The sequence below is a fragment of the Dactylosporangium cerinum genome, from assembly GCF_042653625.1.
Classification (GTDB): domain Bacteria; phylum Actinomycetota; class Actinomycetes; order Mycobacteriales; family Micromonosporaceae; genus Dactylosporangium; species Dactylosporangium cerinum.
The window spans coordinates 329545-345890 of the sequence record NZ_JBHSIU010000011.1; the positions used below are offsets into that span (position 1 = coordinate 329545).

Here is a 16346-nt window from a genome sequence, read left to right on the forward strand (position 1 = left end):
ACTTGATACCGGCTGGTCGGTACTTTGTGGCGAGCGTCACGGCCGCGGCTCGCGGCGACATGACGGGTCCATCGTTGTGAAGGACGTCCATACATGCTCATGAACTCCTTGCGATCCCGGCGGCCACTGGCGCTGGTCGCCACCCTTGCCCTCGCGAGCGCCGGCCTCACCGCCTGTGGCGGTTCGGAACCCGGCACCGCCCAGTCGGCCGGCCCGTTCACCGTCCGGGCGCTGCTCGCGGCCCAGCCCGCCACCCTCGACCCGATCGTCGGCGCGCGCTCCGCCCAGATCGTCTGGGCCACCATGCTCGAACCGCTGATCAACACCGACGCATCCCTCAAGCCGATCGACACCGGCCTGCTCACGAGCTGGACCCGCACCGACGCGACCACCTGGACGTTCAAGGTGCGGCCCGACATCAGCTTCAGCAACGGCGAGAAGGCCGACGCCGCCGCGGTCGCCAACACCCTCACGCTCACCCGGGACACCGCGGCGTCGCAGCTGAAGTCGTACTTCACCAACGTGGTCGACATCGCCGCACCGGACGCCACCACCGTGGTAGTGAAGACCAAGACCTCCCAGTACAACTTCGCCGACCTGCTCACCACCGTCTACCTGGTGCCGCCGAAGTACTACGCGGAGAAGGGCTCGGCGGGCTTCGCCGCCGCTCCCGTCGGCACCGGCCCCTACGTGTGGGCGGGCTCCAACGCCGGCCGCGACATGTCGGTGAAGAAGAACCCGTCCTACTGGGGCCCGAAGAAGGCGATCAACGAGGGCATCACGTTCACCTGGGCGAACGAGGCCGCGCAGCGGCTCGCCCTGATCCAGAGTAAGAGCGTGGACGTCTCCTTCGACCTGCCGCCGGCCCAGGCCACCACGGCCAAGAAGGCCGGAATCACGGTGACGAGCACCGAGACCGCCATCAAGATCATTGCGTTCCTCGACTCGACGAAGGCGCCGTTCGACGACCCGAAGCTGCGCGAGGCGGCCGCCCTGGCCATCGACCGCGACGCGATCGTCAAGGGCATCTTCGACGGCCAGGCCGTCGCCGACGCCGGCCTGCTCAACGTCAGCCCCGGCCAGAAGCCGGCGCAGAGTGTGAGCACCGACCCGGCCAAGGCCAAGGAGCTCGTCGGTGCCGCGGCCCCGGCCGTGCAGATCCACTACCCGGCGGCGCAGTACACCAACATCGAAGAGGTCTCCCAGGCCGTCGGTGGCGCCCTCGAGAAGGCCGGCTTCAAGGTCACCTACGTGCCGATCGACTACGGCACGCTGGTGAAGCGGGTCGTCGGCCGTCAGGTCCCCGGCATCGCGATCTTCGCCGGCGTGCCCAACGTCGCCGTTCCGGACTTCTTCGCCAGCGGCTTCATGAAGGCCAAGTCCATCACCGGCAACTGCCCGGACGCGCAGATCGACGAGCTGTCCCAGAAGGCCCTGGAGCAGACCGACGCCGCCGCGGCCGCCCCGATCTACGAGCAGCTCAACACGATCGGCGTGGTCGACAAGCACTGCTACGTGCCGCTGTACCGGCAGGTGTTCAACTACGCCACCGGCCCCGGCGTCAAGGGTCTGGTGTTCGGCCCGCTGAACACCGTCGACTTCACCCAGACGACCCACTGACAATGACCGACGTCGTGCAGAAGGGGATGCCGGGCGGCGACGCCCGGCACCCCCGTGCCCTGGATCAAACCGCAGCGGTGCTCGAGGTCGACGACCTGGTCGTGGAGCACCGCAACCGGCGCACCGGCGAGGTGTTCCGGGCCGTCGACCACGTGTCGCTGCGCATCGGCGCGGGGGAGAGCGTCGCGGTCGTCGGCGAGTCGGGCTCGGGCAAGACCACCCTCGCGATGGCCGCGACCGGGCTGGGCCCCCGCGGCGACGGCGACATCCGGTTGCTCGGCCACTCGCTGTCCTCGGTCGGCCGCAAGCAGCTGCGCAAGCTGCGGCCCGAGGCGCAGGTGGTCTTCCAGGACCCGCACGGCTCGCTCGACCCCCGCCAGTCCGTGCGGTCCGGGCTGCGGGAGCTGCGCACCCTGCAGCCGGAGCGCACCTCGTGGATCGAGGACACCGACCTGCTCGAGCGGGTCCGGCTCGACCCGTCGATCCTCGAGCGCTATCCGCACCAGCTCTCCGGCGGCCAGGCGCAACGGGTCTGCATCGCCCGGGCGCTGCTGATGCGCCCCCGGCTCATCGTCGCCGACGAGCCGACCTCAGGCCTCGACGTCTCCGTGCAGGCCGACGTGCTCGCCCTGCTCCAGGAGATCCGCGCGACGACCGGCGCGGCCCTGCTCATGATCAGCCACGACCTGGCCGTGGTCCGCTCGGTCTGCGACGTCGTGCACGTCATGCACCACGGCCGGGTCGTCGAGTCCGGGCCCTGCGAGACGGTCTTCGCCCGGCCCGAGCACGACTACACCCGCGAGCTGCTCGCCGCGATGCCAGGAGCACGATGGAGGTCACGGCAATGACGACCAGCCCGGTGCCGGTGAGCGAAAAAAGCCCGCCGGCCAAGAGCGCACCGCCGGCGAGGGGAAACCGGTCGGGAGCCCTGCGCCGCGCCGCGGCCCGGTTCGCCGCCCTGCTCGCGTCGCTGCTGATCGCGCTGAGCATGGCGTTCATGCTGGGCCGGCTGTCCGGCGACCCGACGACGACCATCCTCGGCCCGATGGCGACCGCCGAGCAACGGGAGGCGCTGCGCCACGAGCTCGGCCTCGACCGTCCCCTGCTGGTGCAGTACTTCGACTACCTCAAGGGCGTCTTCACCGGCGACCTCGGCAACTCGCTGCAGTTCTACCAGCCGAACACCTCGATGATCATGGACCGGCTGCCGTTCACGCTGCAGCTCGTCGCGGCCGGCATGGCCCTCGCGATCCTCGTCGGCGTCCCGCTCGGCGTGCTCGCCGCCCGGCGCGAGGGCACCTGGTGGGACCGCGCCGCGTCCACCGTCGCCCTCCTCGGCCAGTCCGTCCCGGTCTTCTGGTTCGGGATGATGCTGGTGGTGCTGTTCGCCGTGAACCTCGGCTGGCTCCCGGCCGGGCAGTCCGGCACCCCCGCACACCTGGTGCTGCCGGCGTTGACGATGTCGGTGTACCCGATGGCGCAGATCGCCCGGCTGACCCGCGCCTCGATGAGCGAGGCCCTCGCCGAGCCGTACATCGATGCCGCCAAGGCCCGCGGCATCACCGGCCGCCGGGTGGTGTGGCGGCACGCGTTCAAGAACGCCATGATGCCGATCCTCACCATCGTCGTGCTGCAGACCGGCATCCTGCTCTCCGGCGCGGTCGCCGTCGAATACGTGTACTCCTGGCCCGGCCTCGGCCAGCTCGCCCTGCAGGCCATCCAGTTCCGCGACTTCCCGCTCGTCCAGGCGATCGTCGTGTTCGGCGCCCTCGTCTTCGTCCTGCTCAATCTGCTCGTCGACGTCATCCACTCGATCGTCGACCCGAGGGTGAGGTGACGGCATGAGCCAGCTCGAGCTCGAACGCACCGGTGCCGGGACGCCCCGCCGAGCCAGGAGAACGTCGGTGTTCTGGCTGGCGCTGCCGATCGCCCTGGTGGCCGTCGCGGTGTTCCTGCTGCCGCTGACCGGCCTGCTCCCCGCCGCCGGTCAGGACCTCGACGCGACCCGGCAGCCGCCCGGCTTCCTGGCCGGCGGCTCCTGGTCGCATCCGCTCGGCACCGACAAGCTCGGCCAGGACCTGTTCACCCAGTTCATCGAGGCCGGCCGGCTGACCATCATGATCGGGCTGGTCGGCGCGATCGTCGCGATCGGCCCCGGCACCCTGCTGGGCCTGCTCGCCGGGTACTTCCGCGGCTGGGTCGACCGGGTCATCTCGGTCCTCATCGACGCCCAGCTCGCGCTGCCGTTCATCCTCGTCGCCCTGGCGATCATCGCGAACCGCGGCAGCTCCCTGCCGGTGCTGTTCCTGGTCCTCGCCCTCACCGGCTGGGCCGTCTGCGCCCGCGTCACCCGCTCGGCCACGATGGTCATCCGGGAGCGCCAGTTCGTGCTCGGCCTGCGCGCCGCCGGAGCGTCGGAGCTGCGCATCGTGTTCCGGCACATCCTGCCCAACCTGGGTGGCACCATCGTCGCGCTCGGCACCCTGCAGGTCGGCACCGCGATCCTGATCGAGAGCGCCCTGAGTTTCCTCGGTCTGGGTGTGGTGCCCCCGATGAACAGCTGGGGCTCGCTGCTCGCCGCCGGCCAGGACGAACTGAGCACGGCCTGGTGGATCGCGTTCTTCCCCGGCTTCGCGGTCACCGTCCTCGTGCTGCTGGTCAATCTGCTCGGCGACGCCCTGCTCACCAACTACGACCCCCGCAAGAGGCGCCGATGACCAGCCTGCTGCACGTGTCCGGCCTGTCCATCTCGGCCCGGCTCGCCGCCGGGCAGCTCCGGCTGCTCGACGGCGTCGACCTCGAGGTGGGCCGCGGCCAGATCGTCGGCGTCGTCGGCGAGTCCGGCAGCGGCAAGACGACCCTCGCCCGCGCCGTCGTCGGCCTGCTCGAGCGCAACGTCACCGTCGAGTCCGGCGCCGTCGAACTCGCCGGCGACGTCGTGGTGGCACCCGGCGTCGACCGCACCGGCCGCATCCGCGGCACCGCGGTCGGCATGGTCTTCCAGGACGCGTCCCGGTCGCTGAACCCGCTGATGAAGGTCCGCACCCAGCTCGGCGAGGTGCTGCGCCGGCACGTCCGTGGCATCACCAAGGCCGACGTGGAGCGGCGCTCGGTCGAGGTCCTGGCACAGATGCGGATCAGCGACCCGGCCCGGGTCCTGGACAGCTACCCCCACCAGCTGTCCGGCGGGCTGCGCCAGCGGGTCGCGATCGGCCTGGCCGTGGTCACCCGCCCATCGCTGGTCATCGCCGACGAGTGCACCACCGCGCTGGACGTCACCACCCAGACCAAGGTCGTCGGCCTGTTCCGCACCCTGGTCGACGAGCTCGGCATCGGCCTGCTGTTCGTCACCCACGACCTGATGCTGGCCAGCGACCTCTGCGACCGGATCGCGGTGATGAGCGGCGGCCGGGTGGTCGAGCAGGGCGGCGTCGAGGACGTGCTGGACCGCCCGCAGCAGGACTACACCCGGCGGCTGCTCGCCGCCATCCCCTCCTGGACCTGACCCGTGGGAGCCTGCCTTGCCTGAAGGGATCGACGCGTACGCGGCCTACCTGCCCGCCTACGTGCTCACCGACAACCGTCTCGACGCTGACGGCCCGCCGAGGCCCGGCGGCCCGTCCCGCGGTGTCGCCGCCTACGACGAGGACGTCGTCACGATGGCCGTCGAGGCGCTGCGGCACCTGACCGCCGCCGGAGGGCCGCTGCTGCTGGCCACGACGAGCGCGCCCTACGAGGCGAAGACGGCCGCCGGGATCGTGCACGAGGCCCTCGGCCTGGACCCCGGCGTCAGCGCCGCCGACCTGCGCGGGCACCGCTCCGGCGCGACCGCCCTGGACCTGGTGCTGCGGGCCGGTGCCCTCGCCGCCGCAGCCGACGTGCGCACCACCCGCCCCGGCGCCCCCGACGAGCTCGGCCAGGGCGACGCCGCCGCCGCGTTCGCCGGTGGCGGCGCACGGGCCGCGGCACTGCTGGGCCGGGCCGGGCACACCACCGAGATCCTCGAACGGTGGCGGCTGCCCGGCGAGCGGCACGACCGGGTCTGGGACGAGCGGTTCACCGCCGAGATCCTCGCCGCGGCCGGCCTGGACGCGGCCCGCCGCGCCCTCGCCGAGGCAGCGCTGGACGCCGTCGACCACGTCGTGGTGTCGTCCTCCAATGCGCGGGCCGCGGCCGCGCTCCGCAAGCACCTGCGCGGCGCCGGGCCGGACGCCGCCCTCGAACGGGCCACCGGGTTCACCGGCGCGGCCCACCCGGGACTGCTGCTCGCCGCGACCCTCGACGACGCCGAACCGGGGCAGACGATCCTGCTGCTGTCCGCGACCGAGGGCGCCGACGCGTTCGTGTTCCGGGTCGGCGACGGCATCCGCGAAGCCCGGACCGGGCCGCCGGTGCGCGCGCAGCTCGCCGCGCGGCAGCAGCTCGGATACGGCCGGTACCTGCGCTGGCGCGGACTCCTCGACGTGCAGGGACCGGCCCGCCCCGCGGCACCCGCGCCGGCGGCGCCGCCGATGCACCGCCGGGCCGGCTGGAAGTACCGCCTCGAGGGCAGCCAGTGCGGCGCCTGCGGCAGGGTCACCACCCCGCCGGCCCGGGCCTGCGCCGCCTGCGGCATCGCCGGTGCGGGCGAGGCGAAGGTGTCGCTGCGGGACCGGACCGCCCGGGTCGTCTCGGTGACCCGCGACCACCTGACGACCATGCCGGAGCCGGAGGTCGCGGTCGTCATCGCCGACGTCGACGGCGGCGGCCGGCTCAGCGTCTACGCCACCGACGTGCCGCCCGGCGACGTCACCGTCGGCATGCCGATGACGCCGACGTTCCGGCGGCTGTGGACCACCGACGCGATCCACAACTACTTCTGGAAACTCCGCCCGGCGAAGCCCATGGAAGGACAGCACTGATGGGCAGTAGGCGCACCACCCACGACGTCGCGATCATCGCGATGGGCTGCACCCCGTTCCGGGACCACTGGAACTCCTCCGCCGACGACCTGCTCGTCGACGCCGTGCAGGAGTGCGTCGGGTCGCTGGAGTCGGTCACCCTCGACGACGTCGACGCGTTCTGGGTCGGCACCCAGGGCTCCGGCATGTCCGGTCAGACCCTGGCCCGGCCGCTGCGGCTGACCGGCAAACCCGTCACCCGGGTCGAGAACTACTGCGCGACCGGCTCGGAGGCGTTCCGCAACGCCGTGTTCGCGGTCGCCTCCGGCGCCTACGACATGGTGATGGCCACCGGCGTGGAGAAGCTCAAGGACTCCTCCTTCTCCGGGCTGTCCGCGGTGTACCCGCCCGCCGACGGCACCGACGTCGACTGGACCGCACCGGCCGGGTTCTCCCTGCTCGCCCCGGCGTACCAGGAGGCGTACGGCGTCGACGCCCGCGACATGCGCAGCGCCCTGACGAAGGTCGCGATGAAGAACCACAGCAACGGCGCCCTCAACGACCGCGCCCAGTTCCGCAGGGCCGTCACCGCCGAGACCGTCGAGAACTCGCCGCGGATCGCCGGCCCGCTCGGCGTCATGGACTGCTCCGGCGTGTCCGACGGCGCCGCGGCGGCCATCATCGTGCGGGCCGAGGACGCCCACCGGTACACCAGCAGGCCCGTCTATCTGAAGGGGATGAGCTTCGTCGCCGGGTCCGGGGCGGGTCTCGCCTCCGACGGCTACGACTTCACCAGCTTCCCCGAGGTCGTCGCCGCCGCCCGGCAGGCGTACGAGCAGGCGGGCGTCACCGACCCGGCCGCGCAGATCTCCCTGGCCGAGGTGCACGACTGCTTCACCCCGACCGAGGTGGTGCTCATGGAGGACCTCGGCTTCTCCGAGCGCGGCAAAGCGTGGCGGGACCTGCTCGACGGCCGCTACGACCTCGGCGGCGCGCTGCCGGTCAACACCGACGGCGGCCTCAAGTCCTTCGGCCACCCGATCGGCGCGACCGGGCTGCGGATGATGTTCGAGTGCTTCACCCAGCTGCGCGGTGACGCCGGGGCCCGGCAGGTGCCGGACGCGAGGCTCGCCGTCGCGCAGAACCTCGGCGGGCAGCCGGGCTCCTGCGTCGCATTCGTCGCCGTCCTGGGCAGCGAGCGATGAGCGCGGTTCGGTTGGACGGCCGGGTCGTGATCGTCACCGGCGCGGGCAACGGGATCGGCCGCGCGCACGCCCTGTCCCTCGCGGAGCATGGTGCGTCCGTCGTCGTCAACGATCTGGGTGGCGGCGTCGACGGCACCGGCACCGGCGGTGCCGCGGCGCAGGTGGTCGAGGAGATCCGGGCCGCGGGCGGCACCGCGACCGCGTCCACGGACTCGGTTGCGACGTCGGCGGGCGGGGCGGCCCTCGTGCGGACCGCGGTGGACGCGTTCGGCACGGTCGACGCCGTCATTCACAACGCCGGCATCCTGCGCGACCGGACCCTGGCGAAACTCACCGACGACGACGTCCAGGCGGTCCTGGACGTGCACCTCACCGGCGCGTTCAACGTGCTGCGCCCGGCCTGGCCGATCATGGCCGCGCAGGGGTACGGCCGGATCGTGCTCACCAGCTCGTCCTCGGGCCTGCTCGGCAACTTCGGCCAGTCCAACTACGGCGCCGCGAAGGCCGGCCTCGCCGGGCTGATGCAGGTGCTGTCGCTGGAGGGCGCCCGCCGCGGCATCCTGGTCAACACGATCGCCCCGACCGCCGCGACCCGGATGACCGACGGCCTGCTCGGCGAGCTCGCCGACCGGTTCGACCCGCGGCACGTCGCCGCCGTCGGCACGTTCCTCGCCTCGGAGCAGTGCACCCTCAACCGGCACATCCTCACCGTCGGCGGCGGCCGGGTCGGGCGCATCTTCCTCGGCGTGACGCCCGGCTGGTACGGCGGCGCCGAGCCGGCGAGTCCCGACGACATCCTCGCCTCGCTCGACGAGATCTGCGCCCTGGACGGTTTCATCGTCCCGCAGAGCGGTGCCGACGAGGTCGAGCTGATCCAGAACGTCCTTTCCGGAAAGTGAGCGTGTAATGCCGGTCAGCGAAGTGCACCACGTGGCCATGACCGTGTCCGATGTGGACAGAGCCGCCGACTTCTACGAGCAGGCCCTCGGGTATCGCAAGACCCTGCGCACCGACGTCGGCGGGCCCGGGATCGAGGTCTCGCTCGGGCTGCCCGCCGGCACCACCGGCAAGGTGCAGTACATGCAGGGGCCGAGCAAGATCGGGCAGCTCGAGCTCATCGAGTGGAACGGCACCAAGACCCGCACCGCGACCGCCGGGCACCTCGAACTCGGCACCTTCCTGCTCAGCTTCGAGGTGCCGGTCGAGGAGATCGGTGACCTGCACCGGCGGCTGACCGAGCTCGGCGCGGACTGCCTCGGCGAGCCCAACCGGGTGCTGCTGGAGAACTACGGCTACATCACCGCGTTCGCGGCCCGCGACCTCGACGGCAACCTCCTCGAGTTCGTGTCGCTGCCCAGCCGGGAGGAGATCCTGGCGCACCGGAACGGCAACGGCAGCTGATGGGCGCCAGCAACTTCGCCGAGACCCTGCGGTTGCAGGCGTTGCGCCGCGCGGACCGGGAGGCCCTGGTCGACGGCGCCGACCGCTGGACCTACGCGCGGCTCGACGCCGACGTCGACCGGCACGCCGCGGCCCTCCTCGCCGCCGGCATCACCCCAGCCGACCTGGTCGGGGTGCTCGGCCGCAACACCGCCACCTACGTCATCGAACTGCTCGCCCTCGCCCGGATCGGCGCGATCTCGGTGCCGCTGAACTGGCGGCTGCACACCAGCGAGCAGACCTACGTCATCGAGCAGGCCGGGATCACCGGTCTGCTCTACGACGACGACTTCGCCGGCACCGCCGCCGACCTGGTCGCCACCACCGGGATCCGGGTCGCCGTCGCCAACGGCGACCAGGCCGTCCCGGGCGCGCAGCTGCTCGCCGGGCTGCTGGACCGGCAACCGGCCGGGATCCGCGTCCCCGACGCGGAGAAGGCACCCGGGGACATCCACCGGCTGCTGTACACCTCCGGCACCACCGCACACCCGAAGGGCGTCATCCACACCTGCGGGAACCTCACCGCGAACCACCTCGCCCAGGTCCTCGAGCTCGAACTGACCCAGCACGACCGGATCCTGATCTCGGCGCCGCTGTTCCACGTCAGCGGACTGGAGGCACCCGGCCTGGCGGTCTTCACCGCGGGCGCGACGATGGTGCTCACCCCGACGTTCAAGGCCGACGACATCGCCCGGATCGCGGCCGCCGAACGCATCACCGGCATGGTCCTCGCCGCGCAGATCCTGTTCGGGCTGCTTGACCTGCCCGAGCCGCCGGACCTGTCGGCGCTGCGGTACCTGCTGTTCGCCGGGGTCGCTCCCACCGTCCGGCGCGACGTGAAGCGGCGGCTTCCGCACGTGCGGCTCATCGACACGTTCGGCATGACCGAACTGTGCAACGGTGTCTGCTACATGGACGCCGCGCACGAGGAGAGCAAGATGGGCGCGCTCGGCGCCGCGTTCCCCGGCGTGCACATCAGGATCGTCGACGAGCACTTCGCGGAGGTCCCGCCCGGCGTCGACGGGGAGATCATCATCCGGGGCGCGAAGATCTCGCCCGGGTACTGGAACGACGAGGAGGCCAACCGGCGCACCAGACGCGACGGCTGGTTCCTCACCGGAGACGTCGGCCGCGTCGACGCCGACGGCTACCTGTGGTTCGTCGACCGGCGCACCGACCTCATCAAGTCCGGCGGGGAGAACGTCGCCGGCGCCGAGATCGAACGCGTCATCGCGCAGCACCCGGACGTCGCCGAGGTCGCCGTCATCGGCGTTCCCGACCCGCAGTGGGACGAGGTGCCGAAGGCCTTCGTCATCCTCCGCGACGGCGCCACGGCCACCGGCGAGGACATCCGGTCGCACTGCCGCGCCAACCTGGCCGGGTTCAAGGTGCCGAAGTACGTCGACGTGGTGACCTCCCTGCCGCGCAACGACTCCGGCAAGGTCCTCAAGCGCGAACTGCGGTCGTCATGAGCACTGCCAACATCGCTGCGATGCTGGGCGGCAACGCGCTGCGGTTCGGTGACGCCGACGCGCTCGTGTTCGAGGGCCGGCGGTGGACCCACCGGCAGCTCGACGACGACGTCAACGCGCTCGCCGCAGGCCTGACCGCCGAGGGCATCACGCGGGAGAGCCGGGTCGCGATTGTCGCGAACAACGTCCCCGAGTTTCTCATCCTGTCCCTGGCCCTGTCGAAGCTCGGCGCGGTCTTCGTCCCGCTCAACTACCGGCTCACCGCCGGCGAGCTGGCCCAGCTGCTCGGCCATGCCAGGGTGCAGGCGGTCGCGACCGTGCCGGAGTTTGCCGAGCTGACCGCGGCCGCGATCGTGGGCCTGCCCGAGGTCCGGAAGCTCGCGCTGGAGCCGATCGAGGGCTGGAGCGACCTGCGGGCGCTCGTCGCGGCGCACCGCGGCGAGCGGGTCGCCGACGCCGAACTCGGCGACGACGCCCTGCAGCGGATCATCTACACGTCCGGCACGACCAGCCTGCCCAAGGGCGTCATGCTCACCCACGGCAACGTGAACATGAACATGCACGCCCAGATCGTCGAGCTGGGCCTGCGCCCGACCGACCGGATCCTCAACTTCGCGCCGCTGTACCACGTCGGCGGCACCGACCTGCCCGGCTACGGCATCTGGCACGTCGGCGGCTGCATGGTGCTGCAGCGCCGCTTCGACCCGTCGTCGGTGAAACGGGCCATCGAGGCCGAGCGGATCACCGGCATGGTCATGGCCGCCACCATGCTCGACATGGTCCGCCGGTCGGACACGGTCGCGGACCTCGGCTCGGTGCGGTGGCTCATCTACTCGCAGGTCACCTCGGCGCTGTTCGCCGTGGCCCGCGAGCTGTTCCCGAACGCGCGGCTGATCGAGGGCTACGGCCTCACCGAGACGTGCAGCGGTCTCACCTACCTCGACCAGGCCCACATGGAGTCCAAGCAGGGATCCGTCGGGATCCCGGTGCCGTGGGTGCAGGTCCGGGTCGTGGACGCCGACGACAACGACGTCCCGGTGGGAGAGAACGGCGAGGTCGTCGCCCGCGGCCCGAAGGTCAGCCCCGGCTACCTCGACGACCCGGCCGCCACCGCGCACGCGTTCCGCGGCGGCTGGTTCCACACCGGTGACGTCGGCTGCTTCGACGCCGACGGCTACCTGTACATCCGGGACCGGCTCAAGGACATGATCCGCAGCGGCGGGGAGAACATGTCCAGCGCCGAGATCGAGAACGTCCTGGCCGACCACCCGCTCGTCCTGGCCGCGTCGGTGGTCGGCGCGCCGGACCCGAAGTGGCAGGAGGTCCCGGTCGCGTTCGTCATCGGCCGGCCGGGCCTGACCGCCGAGTCGCTCGTGGAGCACGCCCGGCAACGCCTCGGGAAGTTCAAGGTCCCGAAGGAGATCTACCTCGTGGACGAGTTCCCGACGAACCCGTCCGGCAAGGTCCTCAAGCGCACCCTGCGCGACCAGCGCCCGTCGATGCGCCCCGACTGGACCTACGGCGCCTGACGCCGGCCCGCTCCCACGACAGAGCCCGAACACATCCACGCCGGTGCGGCGGGCGCAACCGGGGTCGCCCGGCACGCGTCTATCACACTGTTGGTCACATACGGTGCGGGCCGGAGGATGGATGCGCGGGTTGGCTCGTGGCGGTTGGCTGTCGCTGGCGCCGTGGCGGCGCGCGCCGTTGTTGCTGGTCCGGCGGCCCAGTGTGGCCCTGGCGATTGCGGTCGCGACGGCGGTGGCGGTCCTGCCGGCGGCGGCCGGTCCGGTGTTCCTGTCGTCGGCCGGCAGTGCGACGCTGCGGGCGAGGACCTCCTCGGTGTGCCCGGCGGCGCTCGGATCGCAGGTGCTCGCGCCGGAGCGGCCCGTCGATCCCGCCGTGCTGGCGGCGGCGGTGACGCAGGAGGCGCAGGCCGCGGCGGAAGGGCTCGGCGACCCGGCCGTGACCCTGGTCAGCGCAGCGGTGGCGGTCGGCGACAACAGGGTCAACATCGCCGGGCGCAACGGCTTCGAAGCGCACGTCCAGCGCATCGCCGGCGGTCCCGGTCACGGGTTGTGGCTGCCCGACCGGTTCGCGGCCGAGCACGGGCTGCGGCCCGGGGACACCCTCACGATCTCCCCGAACGTCGAGGAATGGACCGCCGACAACGTGCGGCGGGTCTGGGCGCCGACGGCGGTGCCGGTCGTGGCGATCTACCGGGACCTGCGGGACCGGTCCGGCGACGACCCGTTCTGGTGCGGCATCTCGACGCTGTACCGCGGCGATCCGGCCCAGCAGGCGGGCGGCCTCGGCAGCGACGTGCCGGTGCTCGACCTGCTCCTGGCCGATCGGGCGAGCATGCTGGCGATCGCGAGCGGCGCACACATCCAGACCGCCCAGCGCATCGAGCGGGCGCCGGCGACGATCGACCTGACCGCGCCCGAGGCGACCCGGCTGGCCGCGGGCATCACCGGCATGCACGACCGGTTGCGCAGCACCACGCAGGAGGGCCGGATCCTGTACCGCACCGCCCTGCCACCGCTGGCCGGGCGGGCCGCGCTGGTCGAGCGGGAGCTGCGCGGCACGGTGCTGCCGATCAGCGCCGGCGGTCTGCTGGTGGGCCTGTCGGTCGTGATGGCGGCGGGCGCGTTCTGGGCCCGTCGCCGCGAGCGGGAGCTCGTCGTCCTCGCCACGTTCGGCGCGACCGCGGGCTGGCTGGGGGTCAAGGCCGCGCTGGAGGCGTTGCCCGCCCTCGCCGCCGGTGCCGTGGGTGGCTGGTCCCTGGCCTGGCTCCTGGTCGCGCAGGTGGGGCCGAGCAGCGACGTGTCGGGCGCGGCGCTGGCGCAGTCGCTGATCGCCGCGGTGTCCGCGTTCCTCGTCGCGACGGCGGTGCTGGGCGTGACCGCGGGCGTCGCCTGCCGGCCCCTGACCGGCGCGCCCGCTTCCGAAGCACGGGTCCGGCGCCGCCTGGCCGCGGCGCCGTGGGAGCTGCTGCTGCTCGCGGCGGCGGCAGGCTACTGGTTCACCGGCGGCGACCGGTCCATGGTGCGGCTCGGCAGCCAGTACGGGACCATGGTGCAGCTGCCGGGGAAGCTGCTCGTCGTGCCGATGCTGGCGATGCTGGGCCTCTGCGTCCTCGGCGCGCGCCTGGCGACGGCGGCGGTGCGGCGGCGGACCCGGACGACGACGGCGGTGCGGTCGGTGGTGCGGCTGCTGTACCGGCGGCGGCTGCGCCACTCCGCCGCGGCGGCGGTGACCCTCGCCCTGATCACGGCAGTGCCCGTCGCGGTGGCCGGCTACGGCGCGACGGCGACCAGGACCGTCAGCGCCACGCTCGCCGCGCAGGCCAGGCTCGGTGCCGGCAGCGACGTGGTGATCACCCTCGGCGAGCCGGGCGCCGTCCCCGCCGTCCCCGCAGCGCTCCGCGGCCGGGCCACGCCGGTGCTGCGCGTGGACTACGTGCAGCTCGACGACCGGCAGGTGTCGCTGCTGGCGGTCGACCCGGCGACGTTCGCCGACGTCGCGTTCTGGGACGACCGCCTCGACGACACCACGCTCGCCGAGGCGACCCGTGCCCTGCGCGGACCTGCCAAGGGGGCGATCGCATCGGCGCCGGTGCCGGACGGCGTGGCCACGATGACGTTCGGCGCCGACCCTCCGGTCGACCTCGAGGTCACGTCCCTGTCGACGCTGCCCGCTCCGCGCGGCGGGTATCCGGTCCTGCTCGTCGACCGGGCAACCGTCGGTCAGGAGGTGCTCGTCCGCGCCGTGCCGCAGCTGTGGGTGCGCGGCGACCCGGCACCGATCCGCGCGGCCGTCGACGCGGCGGGCCTGCGGGTCGCGTCGTTCTCCGTCGCCGACGACCGTCACGCGAGCACGTTCTACCAGCCGGTGACGTACACGTTCGCCTACCTGTCCGCGCTGTCGCTGCTGACCGCGACGGTGGCGATGGTGGGCTTCCTGCTGTACCTGGAGTCCCGGCTGCGCGTGCTGCGCCGCGGCTACGTGATGCTCCGGCTGATGGGGCTGCGCTCCGCGGTGCAGGGGTGGCTGCTGCTGGCGGAGTTCGCGGGTTCCCTCGTTGCCGGGTGCGCGGCCGGGCTCGGCCTGGCGGTCACCGCCGCCGTCGCGGTCCGCGACCAGCTCAACGTCGACCCGGCCGCGCCGCCGGGCACCGTGCTGTCGTTCCCCTGGCCGGTGATGGCCGGCCTGCTCACCGCGGTCGGCTGCTTCGCCGTCGTGGTGGCGGTGGTGACCCACTGGCGGCTCACCCGGAGCCGGACCTCGGAGGTGCTGCGTGACATCGACTGAACCGGGCGCCGGCTGCGTGGGGGTCTCCCGCTCGTACCGGGTCGACGGCCACCTGGTGCCCGCCCTGGTGGACGTCGACGTCAGCGCCCCGGCCGGCCTGATCACCGCGGTGATCGGCCCGTCGGGCTCCGGCAAGTCGACCCTGCTGCGCCTGCTGACCGGCATGGACAGCCCGGACGAGGGCACGGTCACGATCGCCGGGCAGGACATCGGCACGCTGTCGCCGGCCGGCCGGGCCCGGCTGCGCCGGTCGCGGCTGGGCCTGGTGCGCCAGGACCCCGGCGACAACCTCCTCGCCTATCTGACGGTCCGCCAGCATCTGCGGCTCGCGGCGCAGATCCGCGGCGTGGCCGAGGCGACCGGCGAGGCGCTGCTGGCGCCGCTCGGCATCGACGGCCGAGCGGACCACCTGCCCCACCAGCTGTCCGGCGGCGAGCGGCAACGGGTCGCGATCGCGTTCGCCGCGGTCGGTCCTCCGTCGGTCCTGGTGGCGGACGAGCCGACCGGCCAGCTCGACCACGGCAACGTCGACGCCGTGGTCGCCGCCCTGCGGGTCATCGCCGACGCCGGCGTGGCGGTCATCGCGGCCACCCACGACCCCGCCGTCTGGCAGCGCGCCGACCGGGTGGTCCGGCTGCAGGCCGGCCGGGTCGTCCGGGAGGCGATGTGACCACACCGGTGGTGGCGACCCACTCGGTCACGCGCCGCTACCCGGGCGCGGGCCGGGTCACCGCGCTGGACGGGGTCTCGGTGCAGATCCACGCCGGCGAGCTGACCGTCGTGGCGGGCCCGTCCGGCTCGGGCAAGACCACGCTCATCAGCGTCCTCGCCGGCCACGAACCCCCGGACGCCGGCACCGTGACGACGCGGCTCGGCAGCCGGTGGCACGAGACCAGCTTCGTGCCGCAGTCCCTCGCCCTCCTGCCGGAGCTGAGCATCCGGGAGAACGTCGAGCTGCCCGCGCTGCTGTCGACGCACACCGGCTACCCGACCGATGAGCTGCTGCGGACCCTCGACCTCGCCCACCTCGCGGACCGGCTGCCGGCGCAGGTGTCCGGCGGCGAGCAGCAGCGCGCGTCCCTCGCCCGGGCCCTGCGCCTGTCGCCCGCGCTCCTGCTCGCCGACGAGCCGACCGGCCACCAGGACCCCGCCCGCGTCCAGCTGCTCCTGGACGTGCTGCGCTCGCACGCCCACACGGGCCACGCCGTCGTCGTGGCCAGCCACGACGAACAGGTGATCGCCGGCGCCGACCGGGTCCTGACCCTGCACGACGGCCAGCTCGCCGCCGACACCCGCCCCGCCGCCGGTACCCCGGGCGGTCTGCCGCGACCGTGGTGAGGCCGGCCCCGGCACGGCCGGTCGCACCGCGCGGGCGACCTTCTTCTGGTTCGTCCTGCCCTTCTGAACCTGAACGG

14 protein-coding genes are annotated in these 16346 nt (G+C 72.9%); all 14 read left to right on the top strand.

The features are described 5' to 3' along the window. Positions 1 to 99 precede the first annotated feature (99 nt). Complete coding sequence (locus tag ACFPIJ_RS10480; protein ID WP_380114511.1) at positions 100 to 1620, top strand: ABC transporter substrate-binding protein; 1521 nt, start codon at positions 100 to 102, stop codon at positions 1618 to 1620. A gap of 2 nt (positions 1621 to 1622) precedes the next feature. Next, entirely contained in the window at positions 1623 to 2468 is an 846-nt protein-coding gene (locus ACFPIJ_RS10485; protein WP_380114512.1) for an ABC transporter ATP-binding protein, read from the top strand. After that, a complete protein-coding gene (locus ACFPIJ_RS10490) occupies positions 2465 to 3457 on the top strand; it encodes an ABC transporter permease (RefSeq protein WP_380114513.1) in 993 nt (330 codons plus the stop codon). Before ACFPIJ_RS10485 ends, ACFPIJ_RS10490 begins: the two co-directional genes overlap by 4 nt. A 4-nt stretch (positions 3458 to 3461) precedes the next feature. Continuing rightward, positions 3462 to 4337, top strand: a complete 876-nt coding sequence (locus ACFPIJ_RS10495; protein ID WP_380114514.1) for an ABC transporter permease — start codon at positions 3462 to 3464, stop codon at positions 4335 to 4337. Next, the gene (locus ACFPIJ_RS10500) at positions 4334 to 5125 is read left to right on the top strand and encodes an ABC transporter ATP-binding protein (RefSeq protein ID WP_380114515.1); all 792 of its coding nucleotides are present in this window, start codon (positions 4334 to 4336) and stop codon (positions 5123 to 5125) included. The genes ACFPIJ_RS10495 and ACFPIJ_RS10500 overlap by 4 nt, the downstream gene beginning before the upstream one ends. 16 nt (positions 5126 to 5141) lie before the next feature. Then, positions 5142 to 6521 carry a zinc ribbon domain-containing protein gene (locus ACFPIJ_RS10505; protein ID WP_380114516.1) on the top strand — a complete coding sequence of 460 codons (1380 nt, stop codon included), beginning with the start codon at positions 5142 to 5144 and terminating at the stop codon, positions 6519 to 6521. Beyond that, the gene (locus tag ACFPIJ_RS10510) at positions 6521 to 7705 is read left to right on the top strand and encodes an acetyl-CoA acetyltransferase (RefSeq protein ID WP_380114517.1); all 1185 of its coding nucleotides are present in this window, start codon (positions 6521 to 6523) and stop codon (positions 7703 to 7705) included. The genes ACFPIJ_RS10505 and ACFPIJ_RS10510 overlap by 1 nt, the downstream gene beginning before the upstream one ends. Then, positions 7702 to 8604 carry an SDR family NAD(P)-dependent oxidoreductase gene (locus ACFPIJ_RS10515; protein ID WP_380114519.1) on the top strand — a complete coding sequence of 301 codons (903 nt, stop codon included), beginning with the start codon at positions 7702 to 7704 and terminating at the stop codon, positions 8602 to 8604. Before ACFPIJ_RS10510 ends, ACFPIJ_RS10515 begins: the two co-directional genes overlap by 4 nt. Positions 8605 to 8611: 7 nt before the next feature. Continuing rightward, positions 8612 to 9106 carry a VOC family protein gene (locus ACFPIJ_RS10520; RefSeq protein WP_380114520.1) on the top strand — a complete coding sequence of 165 codons (495 nt, stop codon included), beginning with the start codon at positions 8612 to 8614 and terminating at the stop codon, positions 9104 to 9106. Beyond that, entirely contained in the window at positions 9106 to 10617 is a 1512-nt protein-coding gene (locus ACFPIJ_RS10525) for a class I adenylate-forming enzyme family protein (protein WP_380114521.1), read from the top strand. Before ACFPIJ_RS10520 ends, ACFPIJ_RS10525 begins: the two co-directional genes overlap by 1 nt. Then, the gene (locus ACFPIJ_RS10530) at positions 10614 to 12146 is read left to right on the top strand and encodes a class I adenylate-forming enzyme family protein (protein WP_380114522.1); all 1533 of its coding nucleotides are present in this window, start codon (positions 10614 to 10616) and stop codon (positions 12144 to 12146) included. Before ACFPIJ_RS10525 ends, ACFPIJ_RS10530 begins: the two co-directional genes overlap by 4 nt. Positions 12147 to 12267: 121 nt before the next feature. Beyond that, positions 12268 to 14931, top strand: a complete 2664-nt coding sequence (locus ACFPIJ_RS10535) for an ABC transporter permease family protein (protein ID WP_380114523.1) — start codon at positions 12268 to 12270, stop codon at positions 14929 to 14931. After that, positions 14918 to 15601 (top strand): ABC transporter ATP-binding protein, encoded by a 684-nt coding sequence (locus ACFPIJ_RS10540; protein ID WP_380114524.1) that lies wholly within the window; start codon positions 14918 to 14920, stop codon positions 15599 to 15601. Before ACFPIJ_RS10535 ends, ACFPIJ_RS10540 begins: the two co-directional genes overlap by 14 nt. After that, on the top strand, positions 15598 to 16269 hold the full coding sequence (locus ACFPIJ_RS10545; RefSeq protein WP_380114525.1) for an ABC transporter ATP-binding protein: 672 nt from the start codon (positions 15598 to 15600) through the stop codon (positions 16267 to 16269). Before ACFPIJ_RS10540 ends, ACFPIJ_RS10545 begins: the two co-directional genes overlap by 4 nt. Positions 16270 to 16346: the final 77 nt, after the last annotated feature.

Excerpts from the sequence above, each read along its gene's own strand:
- ACFPIJ_RS10480 (WP_380114511.1), top strand. The coding sequence starts at position 100 with ATGAACTCCTTGCGATCCCGGCGGCCACTGGCGCTGGTCGCCACCCTT.
- ACFPIJ_RS10485 (WP_380114512.1), top strand. The coding sequence starts at position 1,623 with ATGACCGACGTCGTGCAGAAGGGGATGCCGGGCGGCGACGCCCGGCAC.
- ACFPIJ_RS10490 (WP_380114513.1), top strand. The coding sequence starts at position 2,465 with ATGACGACCAGCCCGGTGCCGGTGAGCGAAAAAAGCCCGCCGGCCAAG.
- ACFPIJ_RS10495 (WP_380114514.1), top strand. The coding sequence starts at position 3,462 with ATGAGCCAGCTCGAGCTCGAACGCACCGGTGCCGGGACGCCCCGCCGA.
- ACFPIJ_RS10500 (WP_380114515.1), top strand. The coding sequence starts at position 4,334 with ATGACCAGCCTGCTGCACGTGTCCGGCCTGTCCATCTCGGCCCGGCTC.
- ACFPIJ_RS10510 (WP_380114517.1), top strand. The coding sequence starts at position 6,521 with ATGGGCAGTAGGCGCACCACCCACGACGTCGCGATCATCGCGATGGGC.
- ACFPIJ_RS10515 (WP_380114519.1), top strand. The coding sequence starts at position 7,702 with ATGAGCGCGGTTCGGTTGGACGGCCGGGTCGTGATCGTCACCGGCGCG.
- ACFPIJ_RS10520 (WP_380114520.1), top strand. The coding sequence starts at position 8,612 with ATGCCGGTCAGCGAAGTGCACCACGTGGCCATGACCGTGTCCGATGTG.
- ACFPIJ_RS10525 (WP_380114521.1), top strand. The coding sequence starts at position 9,106 with ATGGGCGCCAGCAACTTCGCCGAGACCCTGCGGTTGCAGGCGTTGCGC.
- ACFPIJ_RS10530 (WP_380114522.1), top strand. The coding sequence starts at position 10,614 with ATGAGCACTGCCAACATCGCTGCGATGCTGGGCGGCAACGCGCTGCGG.
- ACFPIJ_RS10535 (WP_380114523.1), top strand. The coding sequence starts at position 12,268 with ATGCGCGGGTTGGCTCGTGGCGGTTGGCTGTCGCTGGCGCCGTGGCGG.